The 11,827-nt window shown below is 66.9% G+C and carries 13 protein-coding genes; 5 read left to right on the top strand and 8 right to left on the bottom strand.

The features are described 5' to 3' along the window. The first annotated feature begins 12 nt into the window (after positions 1 to 12). The gene (locus JOE41_RS05595; protein WP_209751338.1) at positions 13 to 495 is read left to right on the top strand and encodes an SRPBCC family protein; all 483 of its coding nucleotides are present in this window, start codon (positions 13 to 15) and stop codon (positions 493 to 495) included. A gap of 5 nt (positions 496 to 500) precedes the next feature. Here the strand turns inward: JOE41_RS05595 and JOE41_RS05590 are convergent, their stop codons facing one another. Further along, positions 501 to 1,019 carry a cupin domain-containing protein gene (locus JOE41_RS05590; protein WP_209751337.1) on the bottom strand — a complete coding sequence of 173 codons (519 nt, stop codon included), beginning with the start codon at positions 1,017 to 1,019 and terminating at the stop codon, positions 501 to 503. 76 nt (positions 1,020 to 1,095) lie between these two features. On the opposite strand from JOE41_RS05590, the gene JOE41_RS05585 reads away from it, so the two are divergent. The 3 genes from JOE41_RS05585 (at position 1,096) to JOE41_RS05575 (ending at position 4,557) form a co-directional block, all read left to right on the top strand. After that, positions 1,096 to 1,710: a TetR/AcrR family transcriptional regulator gene (locus JOE41_RS05585; RefSeq protein ID WP_043430923.1), complete on the top strand. Its 615-nt coding sequence runs from the start codon at positions 1,096 to 1,098 to the stop codon at positions 1,708 to 1,710. 91 nt (positions 1,711 to 1,801) lie between these two features. After that, positions 1,802 to 3,058 carry a uroporphyrinogen-III C-methyltransferase gene (gene cobA, locus JOE41_RS05580; protein ID WP_209751335.1) on the top strand — a complete coding sequence of 419 codons (1,257 nt, stop codon included), beginning with the start codon at positions 1,802 to 1,804 and terminating at the stop codon, positions 3,056 to 3,058. A 35-nt stretch (positions 3,059 to 3,093) separates the two neighbouring features. Then, entirely contained in the window at positions 3,094 to 4,557 is a 1,464-nt protein-coding gene (locus JOE41_RS05575) for an FAD-dependent oxidoreductase (protein ID WP_043429966.1), read from the top strand. Positions 4,558 to 4,654: 97 nt separating this feature from the next. Here the strand turns inward: JOE41_RS05575 and JOE41_RS05570 are convergent, their stop codons facing one another. Genes JOE41_RS05570 through JOE41_RS05560 form a run of 3 tightly spaced genes read right to left on the bottom strand, consistent with a single transcriptional unit; the run spans position 4,655 to position 6,257 of the window. Next, entirely contained in the window at positions 4,655 to 5,095 is a 441-nt protein-coding gene (locus JOE41_RS05570) for an SRPBCC family protein (RefSeq protein WP_011692939.1), read from the bottom strand. A 41-nt stretch (positions 5,096 to 5,136) separates the two neighbouring features. Next, complete coding sequence (locus JOE41_RS05565) at positions 5,137 to 5,964, bottom strand: DUF1206 domain-containing protein (protein WP_209751333.1); 828 nt, start codon at positions 5,962 to 5,964, stop codon at positions 5,137 to 5,139. A 2-nt stretch (positions 5,965 to 5,966) separates the two neighbouring features. Further along, on the bottom strand, positions 5,967 to 6,257 hold the full coding sequence (locus JOE41_RS05560; protein ID WP_245200636.1) for a hypothetical protein: 291 nt from the start codon (positions 6,255 to 6,257) through the stop codon (positions 5,967 to 5,969). Between the two features lie 93 nt (positions 6,258 to 6,350). Between JOE41_RS05560 and JOE41_RS05555 the strand changes: the two genes are divergently transcribed. Further along, the gene (locus tag JOE41_RS05555; protein ID WP_011692936.1) at positions 6,351 to 6,896 is read left to right on the top strand and encodes a hypothetical protein; all 546 of its coding nucleotides are present in this window, start codon (positions 6,351 to 6,353) and stop codon (positions 6,894 to 6,896) included. 92 nt (positions 6,897 to 6,988) lie between these two features. Here JOE41_RS05555 and JOE41_RS05550 read toward each other — a convergent pair whose 3' ends face one another. The 4 genes from JOE41_RS05550 to JOE41_RS05535 form a co-directional block, all read right to left on the bottom strand. Then, the gene (locus tag JOE41_RS05550; protein ID WP_209751328.1) at positions 6,989 to 8,158 is read right to left on the bottom strand and encodes an AI-2E family transporter; all 1,170 of its coding nucleotides are present in this window, start codon (positions 8,156 to 8,158) and stop codon (positions 6,989 to 6,991) included. A gap of 126 nt (positions 8,159 to 8,284) precedes the next feature. Then, positions 8,285 to 8,965 (bottom strand): FadR/GntR family transcriptional regulator, encoded by a 681-nt coding sequence (locus tag JOE41_RS05545; RefSeq protein ID WP_209751319.1) that lies wholly within the window; start codon positions 8,963 to 8,965, stop codon positions 8,285 to 8,287. Then, positions 8,962 to 10,191 carry an MFS transporter gene (locus JOE41_RS05540; protein ID WP_209751317.1) on the bottom strand — a complete coding sequence of 410 codons (1,230 nt, stop codon included), beginning with the start codon at positions 10,189 to 10,191 and terminating at the stop codon, positions 8,962 to 8,964. Before JOE41_RS05540 ends, JOE41_RS05545 begins: the two co-directional genes overlap by 4 nt. Positions 10,192 to 10,270: 79 nt before the next feature. Beyond that, positions 10,271 to 11,713, bottom strand: a complete 1,443-nt coding sequence (locus tag JOE41_RS05535) for a PucR family transcriptional regulator (protein ID WP_209751315.1) — start codon at positions 11,711 to 11,713, stop codon at positions 10,271 to 10,273. Positions 11,714 to 11,827 lie beyond the last annotated feature (114 nt).

Here is an 11,827-nt window from a genome sequence, read left to right as displayed (position 1 = left end):
CAGACTGGCGCCATGACCGTCAGCTTCGTGTGCCGCACTGAATCCGCCCTGAACCGGGAACAACTGTTCGACCTCGCGCGGAGCATCGACGCGCACCTGGACTCCCAGGCCGACGCAGGGGAGCGGGCCGTGGCGGGCGTAACGTCCGGCCTGATCCGGGAGGGGCAGGAAGTGACCTGGCGGGCCCGGCACTTCGGGCTGCCGGTCCGCATGACCAGCCGCATCACGTCGCTGGAGTACCCCGCACGGTTCGTGGACGAGCAGGTCCGCGGGCCGTTCCAGTCGTTCCGTCACGTCCACGAGTTCGAAGCCACCGCCACGGGCAGCATCATGACGGACAGGGTGGAGTTCACGGCTCCGTTCGGGCCCTTGGGGCGGATCGCGGAGAAGCTGGTGCTGCGCCGGTACCTGGAACGGCTGATCGCAGTCCGGGGGCTGTACCTCGCCGGACAGGTTCCCCGGCGCCACCCGCCTGAACCCGGGGACCGCGGCTGACTAGGTCACTGCTTCGGGAAACCTGCCGCCCCCGGAAACGGAGGCGGCCCGATGATCTCAATGCCGCCGTTCACACGCCCGGATTCGCGGATCCGATCGAAGTCCGCCACCCGCGCTGCAGCATCATCATCGGGGCCAATGGGCTCGCTCGCGCCAAAGTAGAACGCCTGCGCGCCGCCCGGTGTGTGCAGGCAGAGCACCCGGGTCCCCGCCTGGGTGACTTTGAACGCGTGCGGAACACCCCTGGGCGCGATGGTCACTCCGCCTGCGGCGACCCGGTGCTCCGTGCCGTCCATGTTCATCAGGATCTCTCCGGCCAGGACGTACATGGTCTCGTCCGAGTCGGGATGGGTGTGCAGCGGAGTGACCTTATTCAGGGCCATCTCATCTTCGAAGAGCAGGAACGCGCCCGCGGTGTCCTCCTCCGTGGCTTTCCAGGTCTGCACGCCGCCGCCGAAGAACCAGCGGCGGGCTCCCTCTCCGGGCTGGAGCACTAGGGCGGATGCAACTTTCTTCGTCTCCATGGTGAGTCGCCTCGATACTGGTCGAAAGACTTATGGGACTCATGTCCCATAACAAGACTGGAGTACCATGAAGGACATGTCAAGAGCCTACGCCGACGTCGGGCGCACCGGTCAGAAGCGCCGCACCCGTGAAGCTTTGGTTGCCGCGGCGCGCCAACTCGTCGCGTCCGGTGCGACACCCACCGTGGATGAGGCCGCGCTTGTGGCCGGTGTCGCACGCAGTACTGCCTACCGCTACTTCCCGGGGCAGCGGGAATTGCTCGCGGCCGCCCATCCGGAGACTGCGCGGACGTCAATGCTGCCTGACAATCCGCCGGCGGACGTGGCCGAGCGCCTGGATGCCGTGGTGCGTGAGTTCACCGGGATGATCATCGAAACGGAGGCGCAGCAGCGCACGATGCTGCGGCTCTCGCTGGAACCCGCGGGCGGCCAGGAACAAAGCCTGCCGCTGCGCCAGGGCCGCGCCATAGCCTGGATCACCGAGGCACTTGCCCCGTTGCAGCCTGAGCTGTCCGATGCGGAGATCCATCGGCTGGTCCTTGCGATCCGCAGCGCCACCGGCATCGAGTCGCTGGTGTGGCTGACCGATGTGGGCGGCCTGAGCAGGGACGCTGCCGTTGCCTCGATGCGGTGGACGGCCAACGCCCTGCTGAACCAGGCTTTGACGCAGGGACCGCCGGCCGCCGAATGAGCGCACAAGCAATGTGACGCAGCGTTACCTCACGTGAACTGGTGTTTCCGCGCCGTTGTTCCGGAATATGACGCGGCCATACCGTTGATCCATGGCAATTCAGGACATCTACCCCACGGCACTGCGCCTGCTGGGCCGCCCCGCACTGGTTGTGGGCGGCGGGCCGGTGGCCACGCGCCGCGCCAAAGGACTGCTCGACGCCGGTGCCCGGGTAACCGTGGTTGCCCCCGCTGCCTCCGCGGGACTCATGGAAATGGCCGACGCCGGCCTCCTCACCTGGGAGCAGCGCCCCTACCGTTCGTCCGACGTCGACGGCGTCTGGTTCGTTCAGACAGCCACCGGCGATTCCGCCGTGGACGCCCAGGTTTCGGCCGAGGCCGAAGCGCAGCGCGTCTGGTGCGTCAATGCCTCCGACCACGAAGCCTCCGCCGCCTGGACTCCCGCCGTTGCCGTCGTGGATGACGTGCAGATCGCCGTGAACGCCGGGGGAGACCCGCGCCGGGCCATGGCCTTGCGTGACGCCGTGGCCACCGCGCTGGAAACCGGCGACCTCCCGCTGCGCCGCCAGCGGGCGCACCGGGGAAGCGTTGCCCTGGTGGGCGGCGGTCCCGGCGACACCGGGCTCATCACCGTCCGCGGCCGCAGGCTCCTCGGCCAGGCCGACGTCGTGGTGGCGGACCGACTGGGCCCCCGCGAACTGCTGAACGAACTCGCCCCGGACGTCCGCGTCATCGAGGTGGGCAAGACCCCCGGCCACCATCCCGTGCCGCAGGCCGAGATCAACCGGATCCTCGTGGAAGAGGCACTCAAAGGCCACCGGGTGGTCCGGCTCAAGGGTGGCGACCCCTACGTGCTGGGACGCGGCGGCGAAGAAGCCGAGTTCTGCCGCCAGCACGGCGTCGAGGTTGAAGTAGTCTCCGGCGTGACGTCAGCGATATCCGTTCCCGCAGCAGCCGGCATTCCCGTTACGCACCGAGGCCTGGCCAAGGGCTTCAGCGTGGTCACCGGCCACGAGGAACTCTCCGAGGTCCCGGCGCGGGCAGACCACACCATCGTGCTGCTCATGGGAGTGGGCCAGCTCCGCGAATCCACCGCAGCCCTGGCCGCTGCCGGTTTGCCTCAGGACACTCCAGTTGGCATCGTTGAGAACGGCTATTTGCCCAATCAGCGCGTGACCATCGGCACTGTCGGTTCCATCGCTGACCAGGCCGAGGCCGCCGGCGTCGCGAATCCCGCGGTGATCGTGATCGGTGACGTTGTCCGCGTCAGCCCGTTCGCGCCGTCGCACTTCAAGACCGCCGACTACAGCACCACCACCCCGAACCGCCCCCGCGTACTGACCAAGTAGCCCGAAGACTCGTGACAGAAAAAAGGAACACAGCCGTGTCAACTAGCACCACCGTAGGTTCTGCCGCCCGCCCGCTCCGGGTCGCCGTCGTGGGTTCCGGCCCCGCCGGCGTCTACGCCGCAGACATCCTCACCAAGAGCGAAGCCGTCAAGAGCGGCGAGCTGACCGTGAGCATCGACCTCTTTGACCGCTACCCGGCGCCCTACGGCCTGATCCGCTACGGCGTGGCCCCCGACCACCCGCGCATCAAGGGCATCGTCAACGCGCTGCACAAGGTCCTGGACCGGGGCGACATCCGCTTCTTCGGTAACGTGGACTACGGCACGGACCTCTCCATCGAGGACCTCCGCACCCACTACGACGCCGTCATCTTCGCCACCGGCGCCATCAAGGACGCGGACCTGAACATCCCGGGCATCGAACTCGAAGGCTCCTTCGGCGGCGCCGACTTCGTGTCCTGGTACGACGGCCACCCCGACGTGTCCCGCGAATGGCCGCTGGATGCCAAGGAAATCGCCGTGATCGGCAACGGCAACGTGGCACTGGACGTGGCCCGCATGCTCTCCAAGCACGCCGACGACCTCCTGGTCTCCGAGATCCCGGACAACGTCTACGCCGGCCTGAAGTCCTCGCCCGTCACGGATGTTCACGTGTTCGGCCGCCGGGGCCCGGCCCAGGTGAAGTTCACCCCGCTGGAACTGCGCGAACTGGCCCACTCCAAGGACGTGGACATCATCCTGTACCCGGAGGACTTCGAGTTCGACGAGGAATCCGACCGCCAGGTCCAGAGCAACAACCAGACTAAGACCATGGTCGGCACGCTCACCAACTGGATCGCCGAGCAGCCGGAGGACCTTTCCGAGCTCACAGCCTCCCGCCGCCTGCACCTGCACTTCCTGCACAGCCCGGTTGAGGTGTACGACGACGCCGAGACCCCCGGCCGCGTTGCCGGCATCAAGTTCGAGCGCACCGAGCTGGACGGGACGGGCAACGCCCGCGGCACCGGCGAGTTCGTGGACTACCCGGTCCAGGCCGTGTACCGCGCGATCGGCTACTTCGGTTCCGCCCTCCCGGAGGTCGAGTTCGACCACAAGAAGGGTGTTGTACCGAACGACGGCGGCCGCGTCCTGGACGCTGCCGGCACCCACGTGCCGGGCATCTACGCCACCGGCTGGATCAAGCGCGGCCCGGTCGGCCTGATCGGCCACACCAAAGGCGACGCCCTGGAGACCGTGACCTACCTGCTGGAAGACCGTGCGAACCTTCCGCTCGCCGCATCACCGGAGCCGGACGCCGTCGTCGAACTGCTGGAAAACCGCGGCGTGAAGTACACCAGCTGGGAAGGCTGGCTGGCACTGGACGCGCACGAACGCACCCTCGGCGAAAAGGCCACCGAGACCGGATCACACGGCGTGGAGGTTGCGCGCGAACGGGTCAAGGTTGTGCCGCGCGAGGACATGGTGTCCATCTCCCGCGACGGAGTGGCCGCACAGGTCTAGCGCGAACCTTCTCTAGCGCGAACAGGCAGCTGCTGACCGCAAACCGCACGGTTGGCGTCAATAGCTGCCTGTTCGCGCTTAGATTGGCTGCCTGAACCTAGTTGCCAGCCCCGCCGGCGGCCATGAGCTCCAGCCGGTTCAACGTTTCCGTGTTCCTGACCGTGATCAGCGGGTCCCGGATGAACTTGGGGATCTTCCGGCCCGGGCCTTTGGTGGCGTCCTCGGCAATGGTCACCTTGCACCCGGTTTCCTCCGGTTCCAGCGTGATCACCACCTTGGCCTCGCCCAGGGGCCAGCCCCGTGCGATCAGCTCGAGGGACTTCCCCGGATCCGACGCCGTCACTGTCGTTTTGTCGTTGATCAGCAGCGGCCACGCCCCGACCGAATGGTGCAGCACCGCGTCGGCAGCAGGCCACAACGCGTCCACATCCCTGATCCTTGACGCGCCCACCACCCAGCCCGAGTACAGCCAGCCGTCGGCGATGACGTTCCAGACGTCGGCCGGAGGTGTGAGGAAACTCTTGGAAACAGTAGCCATCGTGTGCTCGCTTTCTGTGCTCCGTGCTCGGTTGTGCCAGCCTACATGCGGCCAAATCTGGCGCGGACCAGGGCGAACAGTCCGTAGCTAATAAGGCCGGCCGCAATGGCCGCCAGGAGGTAAGGCCCCGCGGGGTGGTCCCGCAGTGCCTTGAGGCTGCCATCCAGCCCGGTTGATTCGCCGGGCCGGTTGGTGGCGGCTGCCACCACGAACAGCAGTCCCGCCAGGATGAGGGCGACGCCCTTCGCCACATGGCCGGTGACGCCCAGCCCGCTGATCACGCGCCCGCGCCTGGTTCCTTCGAAATGACGTAACTCTTCCTTGAACTGCTTCCGGACGCCCTTGACGATGAAATAGATTCCGACGCCGATCACGGTCAGCCCCAGCGCGATGAGCGCCGGAACCCCCAGGGGGCCGCGCACCACAGCCGTGCTGAAGTCCCTCGTGGAATCGCCCGAGTCGCCGCGCATTCCAACCGCGAAACCCGCAAAGGTGAGCCCCACGCTGCCGTACGCTACAGCCAGGAAACCGGATGAGACCAGCTTTCCGAGCCGTTGGCCGGCCGGGAGGTGGCGGGCCCGGAGGGTGGCTTCGCTGAGCTGCCACAGCGCCAGGCCTGCGCAGCCGATCAGCCCGGCCCACATCACTGCGGGACCCCACGGATTCGCGGCAAGCTGCTCGATGGCTCCCGTCGGTTCGGCCTGCCCGGGCTTGCCCAATGCCAAGGCGATGGCGATGGCTCCGATCACGATGTGAAGCACGGCCATGACGGCAAAACCGGAACGCGCGACGACGTTCAGGGCCTTGGTGTTCGACACCGCCTCGGCCGCGTCGGCGGCTTCGCCGATGGCCGTGTCTTCGTCCGCCATCACTAGCCGTTCATGGGGCCTTCGGCATGGACCCTGTCGGCGCCCGGGCCGGTAAGTTTCACGGTGCACCGGACAATGAGTTGCTCCGGTGCCGGGTGGACATCCGCGAGGGTTTCGCCCGGGTTGATGACCGTGTAGGTTTCGGTGCCCTCCTCGACGCCGAAGCCGCGCGTGATGGCATCCTGGGTGGCGTTGGCGAGTGCGTCGCGGCGCAGTTCGTCCAGATACGCCTCATCCCCGGACCGTGAGAGTTCGCCAAAAGCCCAACCGAAAAGCGTCCCGGATCCGTTCATGTCGCTGATTCTACGCATCATTCACCCTACCAAGATATTGATAAGTGTGCTTACTATAACTTCGGTATCCGCACTCACGTTAGGAACATCATCATGGCAGGAAATCTCGTTGCCCGATCAATTCACGACCTGACCGCCGGGGCGTGGTTCGGTGGCTCACTCATGGGCGCGATCGGACTTAATGGAGCGGCAGCTGCGGCCAAGGATCCGGCTGAGCGCACCAGGCTCTCCAGCCTGGGCTGGAAGAGATGGGCCCCCGTGCAGGCGGGTGCCTTCGCGGCGCATCTTCTCTCAGGACTGGCCATCACTTGGGAGAACAAGGGCCGGACGGCGGCGCAGGAAGGCGTGGCCACTCTCAACGTCTACAAGACGGCGGTCACCCTGGCTGGCGCCGCGGTCACCTTGTACGCGGGAATTTTGGGCTCCAAGGTGGAGAAGCTCGCCGGTGAAGGTGCGGAAGGTGCAACTGAGCCGAAGCCCGGCGCTTCGGATGAACTGCAGGCGGCCCAGAAGCAGCTGAAAATCCTGCAGTGGGCCATCCCGGTATTTGCCGGCTGGGTTATCGTCCTGGGTGCACAGCATGGCGAAATGCAGCGGCCGAAGAACGTCCTGCAGGGCCTGCTGCACCGTTCCAGCTAGGGCTTACCAGGCCGACCCCGGGCAGTTGCCGGGCTGGCCCCGGGCATCTGCCGGGCCGGACCGGCTGGTGCCCGGGTCTGCCGGTGCCCGGGTCAGGACCTGCTGCCGTCCGCGACAGCGAGGTCCGGGTCCGCGGGCTCCCCTTCGTCACTGCCGCGTTCAGTGGTTGCGGAGCCCGCGGGGGCTTGGTCCTTTTCGTCAGTTGTCCAGACCTGGATGATCGCCCAGACCACGGCGGCCAGGGGCACGGAGAGCACGGCGCCGATGATGCCGGCGAGGATGGTTCCCGCAGTCAAGGCCAGCAGGATTACCAAAGCATGCAGTTGCAGGGACTTGCCCATCACCACGGGTTGAAGCAGATTGCCCTCAAGCTGGTTGACGGCGATGACCACGATCACCACAACCAGCGCAACGACGGGTCCGTTGGCCACCAGCGCCACCAGCGCGGCGAGGATGCCCGCTACCGTGGCGCCGACGATCGGGACGAAGGCGCCGATGAAGACGATGATGGCCAGCGGGATGGCCAGCGGAACATGCAGGATCAGCAGCGCAGTGCCGATTGCCAGGGTGTCCACCAGGGCAACGATGGCCGTCCCGCGCACGTAATCGCCCAGGACCTGAATGGTGCGTGCGCCCGAGCGGCGCAGCTTGGCCTCGCGGGCGCCGGTGTAGGGCCGCAGGAAGAAATTCCAGATGCCGGTCCCGTCCTTGAGGAAGAAGAACAGGATCACCACCATCAGGCTGGCCCCGGCAAGGAACTCGGTGATGACGGAAAGTCCGGTGATGGCTCCGGAGCGGACCTGGCTGCTGGCGGCGAAGTCCACGATGGCTGCGCGGGCCTGCTCGATCTGCTCGCCGTCCACGGGAATGGGGCCGTTGAGCAGGAAGGACTGCAGCTCGTCCAGGCCAGACGATGCCTGGCTCACCAGTTCGCCCCACTGGCTGCGGATGGAGGCAACAATAACCGTGGTGACGCCGCTCAGCACGGCGAGGAGGGCCACGAAAGCCACCGCCGTTGCCGCTGCGCCGGGCAGGCCCCGGCGCTTCAGGAGGTTGACGAACGGTGCGATGGCGGCTGCAAGGATCAGGGCGATCAGCACGGGAATGACCAGCAGGCGGATCTGCAGCAGTGCAAAGACGGAGACCACCACAACGGTGAGGATCAGCAGGATCTGGGCCGAGCGAACGCCCACCCTGCCCAGGCCGTCTGCCCAGGGGTCCGGGCGTTTGCCGTCCGCAGGGATGTCGACTGATCTGGCCAAGGGGTACTCCAATTCGTCAGCGTGCAAGAACGGGACGCCCAATCCGGCTGAGGCCGGGACGGGAACTCCCCAAACAGCTAAGCCTACTGATTTACCCGGCCTCCCGCTGAACGGCTGCAGCCCCGGCTACACCCCGAGCCACTCCGCGCAGGAGTTCAGGTTCCGGTTGACGCTGTCCACGGCAGCGGCTTCATCGTGCGCCTCGATGGCGTCCACCAGCTCGCCGTGTCCTTCGTCAGGGAGCCCGTTGAAGCCGCTGCGGCGCTGTTGGCGAAGCAGGTCCGCATGGAACACGCCGCCGAAACTGACGTACAGCTCGTGCAGCAGCGGATTACCGGATGCCTGTGCCACCAGCACGTGGAAATTCCAGTCGGCACGGGCCCAGGCGGCGTAGTCCTCGGAGTTCCAGGCGTCGCGGCGCTCGGTGAGCAGGGCTTTCATGGCGGCAATGTGTTCCGGTTTGGCGTTGCGGGCTGCCAGCCGCGCCGCCTGTGTGTCCAGACCGACGCGGACCTCGAGGATGTGTTCCTGGGTGTGGTCCTTGTACATGCGCTGTGCCGCGCCGGAGATCTCGCTGGTTGCCCGGACGTAGGTGCCGTCGCCGCGGCGGACTTCCAGCATTCCGCTGTGGGCCAGTGCCTTGATGGCCTCGCGCAGCGTGCCGCGGGAGACGCCCAGCCGGGCCATCAGCTCCGGCTCGGCGGGGATCTTCTGCTGCAGCTGCCATTCACCCGAGTGGATCATTTCGCGAAGCTTGTCCGTGATTTCGTCGGCTAGTACGGGCCGGTGCGAAGCTGTGAGGGTCATGGCCGGGTCCTTGCCGTCAGTAGGTGCCCCACCACGATCTGGGCCAGGGCGATGGCGAGCAGCAACACCAAGGGTACCGTCCAGCCGCCGGTGGCGCTGTGCAGCAGGCCCATGCCGAACGGGCCTGCCGTGGCGAGCAGGTAGCCCACCGACTGTGCCAGCGTGGACATGGCAGTGGTTTCCGCCGTCGTGCGCCCGCTGCGGCTGATCATCACCATGACCAGCGGGAAGATGCCGAGGCCGAACCCCAGCAGCACTGCCGGGACGGCGGCCAGCGCGGCAGGCAGCAGCATCAGGGCGGCGACGCCAAAGAGCATGGTGACGCTGGCGAGGTAGAAAGCCGGGCGCAGCATCCGCGGCCGGGACCCGATGGCGATCAGCACCATGCCGGCCGGCACGGAGACCAGCTGCATCAGTCCGAACATCAGCCCGCTGTCCGTCGCCGTCAGCCCGGTGGTGGTGAGCATGTACGGGAACCAGCTGAGCACGGCGTAGGCGAGGAGCGCCTGGAGCGTGAAAATTGCGGTGAGCAGTGCGCCCTTCCGGGTCCGCAGGAGCGGCCACGGGGAAATATTGGTGCCCCGGCCAGGTGTGGCGTTCCGGTGTGCGTGGAGTGCTACCGGCAGGAAACCCAGGAAGGCTGCGACGGACAGCAGGCCGATGGCGCCCAGGCCCGCGGAGGCGGAGCCCAGGAGTTGCGCCACCGGAACCACCAGCACGGCGGTGACCGTGGCGCCCGTGGTCATGGTGACCGTGTACAGCGCCGTCATGAGGGAGGTGCGGTGCGCATAGTGCTCACGGATGAACGACGGCATGGCCACGTTGCAGACGGCGAGCCCGGACATCCCTACCACCGTGCCGGCCAGCAGCATGCCCGTGGACGGGATGCCGCGCAGCAGGAGCCCGGCGGCCAGCATTCCCAGTGCGAGCAGGATCGCTTTCTCCACGCCCATCCGGCGCGTCAGCCAGGACGTGGCTGCGCCGGCGACCGCAAAACACAGGGTTGGAACGGAGGGGATGACGGCGGCAATGAACGCCCCGTAGCCCAGGACTTCCTGGAGGTCGTGGAGGAGCGCGGAGGCCCCGGTGATGCCGGCGCGAAGGTTCAGTCCGATCAGCACCACGGCAATGATTCCGAGGACGACGACGGCGCGCGGCCGGGCTGCCCCGGCTGTCGCGGCGGGTGAGGTGTCAGTTCCGGGGGGTGCCGTCGTCGTGGTTGCCATGCTTAAACATTAGACGTTAGACGTTTGATGTTTGTAAAGATGTGGCAAACATCTCCGGAAGACTCAAGAAATACGCTTCCTACCGCTGCTGGCGATGGTTCAGCCGCTGGACCGCCAGGGCAAGCCAGAGCTGCACCCGGTCCTGGGTCTGGGCGGGGTCGTAGCCTGTCAGTTCGGTAATCTGTGCCAGCCGGTACCTGACGGTGTTGCGGTGCAGCGTCAGCGCTTCAGCGACGGCGGCCACTGAGCCGTTGTTGTTCAGGTAGCTTTCCAATGTGGTCATCAGCTCGGCTCCGTGCAGGGCGTCGAAGTTCCGAAGCGGGTTGAGGGACTCGTTCGCCATGTCCGCCAGCGGCACATCTTCGCTGGCCAGGAGCAGCGACGTCAGGCTGAGCCGTTCGGGCTCGTTGACGGGCAGGCCGTGGCTCGCCGCATCCCGGGCCTCGAAGTAGCTCCAGCGCAACCCGTTGGGTTTGGTGTAGGCGCCGCCGATGCCGATCGTGGCATGGATGCCCGCCTCGGCAAGATGGTCGCTGAGGCTCCTGGCGAGTGCGCTGGCGCCGCTTCCGTCGTCCGTGACAACAACCACCAGGTCCTTCCCGACGACGGCAGTCACCCCGTGCTCGAGCGGCCGGGGCATTGAGGAACTCACCAGCTGCTTGGGATGCGCGGCGGACTCGGCCAGCAGGACAACGTTCTTCCGGGTGCTGTTGACGCCGATGCCGGCGAGCCGCCGGGACGCCTCGCTGGCCTCCAACGTCCCGTGGATCACGTCCTCCAGGACCTGCCCCGACAGTGCCCGCTGGGCCTGCCGTTGCTTGACCATGTTGTTCAGTTCCACGCTGATCAGGTTCTGTGCGTACCCCACGATGCCGGTGTCCTCGAAAGGCTGCCGGACCCAAAGGGTGCACGCGTCGCGCCGGCCGGTGGGGATGGGATAGGACGCCCACGTCTCCGCCGCGGGCGCGGGGTTGCCGGGCACGCTGTTGTAGAGCTGGGCGGTGAACTGGGTCAGCACAATGTCCGTGCGCAGCATGGAGCCGAGGTTCTTGAGGAGCTCGGCCAGGCCTCCGCCGGTGAGCAGGGCACGGGCCAGGATCTGATGGCCCGCAATGAGCCGTTCCAGCTTGGCGTAGTGGTCCGCGGACTGGGCGTCCGCCACCAGCTTGGTGATCGCAATAAAGGGCGTCTCGTAGGGAACTTCCACGACGGGAAGGCCCCAGCGGTTGGCCTCGGCGATCAGCGCCGGCGGAACGGCCTCGTGCGTCAGTCCGATCCCGAAGCCGATCCCCACCGCGCCCGCCCGCTGCACCTGCCGCACGAAACGGCGCTGCTCCGGGGCGGACTTCAGCCGCATGCCCGTGGTGAGCACCAGCTCGCCGCCGTTGAGGAAGCGCTGCGGGTCTTCCTGCTCGGTGACGGCGACCCACTGGATGTCCTGGTGCCACGTGGTTTCGGCGAGGCCGGATTTCACGAGCTGGAGCGACTGGACGCCCAGCAGGGCGGCGAGGGAAATTGCCATGAAATCAGGATAGCCGCGTGCTGGGCAACCGCACTAAAGGATTCCGGGGATGGTGTGCAGGTGGCTATTCCCTGCCTACCGGCCCTGGCATAGGCTCATGAGCAGTCGCAATAC

Source organism: Arthrobacter sp. PvP103 (assembly GCF_017833075.1).
In the GTDB taxonomy this organism is placed as follows: domain Bacteria; phylum Actinomycetota; class Actinomycetes; order Actinomycetales; family Micrococcaceae; genus Arthrobacter.
The sequence above is the reverse complement of the archived record's forward strand: the minus strand, read 5'-3'. Positions and strand labels throughout refer to the sequence as shown.

Excerpts from the sequence above, each read along its gene's own strand:
- JOE41_RS05595 (WP_209751338.1), top strand. The coding sequence starts at position 13 with ATGACCGTCAGCTTCGTGTGCCGCACTGAATCCGCCCTGAACCGGGAA.
- JOE41_RS05590 (WP_209751337.1), bottom strand. The coding sequence starts at position 1,019 with ATGGAGACGAAGAAAGTTGCATCCGCCCTAGTGCTCCAGCCCGGAGAG.
- JOE41_RS05585 (WP_043430923.1), top strand. The coding sequence starts at position 1,096 with ATGTCAAGAGCCTACGCCGACGTCGGGCGCACCGGTCAGAAGCGCCGC.
- cobA (WP_209751335.1), top strand. The coding sequence starts at position 1,802 with ATGGCAATTCAGGACATCTACCCCACGGCACTGCGCCTGCTGGGCCGC.
- JOE41_RS05570 (WP_011692939.1), bottom strand. The coding sequence starts at position 5,095 with ATGGCTACTGTTTCCAAGAGTTTCCTCACACCTCCGGCCGACGTCTGG.
- JOE41_RS05565 (WP_209751333.1), bottom strand. The coding sequence starts at position 5,964 with ATGGCGGACGAAGACACGGCCATCGGCGAAGCCGCCGACGCGGCCGAG.
- JOE41_RS05560 (WP_245200636.1), bottom strand. The coding sequence starts at position 6,257 with ATGAACGGATCCGGGACGCTTTTCGGTTGGGCTTTTGGCGAACTCTCA.
- JOE41_RS05555 (WP_011692936.1), top strand. The coding sequence starts at position 6,351 with ATGGCAGGAAATCTCGTTGCCCGATCAATTCACGACCTGACCGCCGGG.
- JOE41_RS05545 (WP_209751319.1), bottom strand. The coding sequence starts at position 8,965 with ATGACCCTCACAGCTTCGCACCGGCCCGTACTAGCCGACGAAATCACG.
- JOE41_RS05540 (WP_209751317.1), bottom strand. The coding sequence starts at position 10,191 with ATGGCAACCACGACGACGGCACCCCCCGGAACTGACACCTCACCCGCC.
- JOE41_RS05535 (WP_209751315.1), bottom strand. The coding sequence starts at position 11,713 with ATGGCAATTTCCCTCGCCGCCCTGCTGGGCGTCCAGTCGCTCCAGCTC.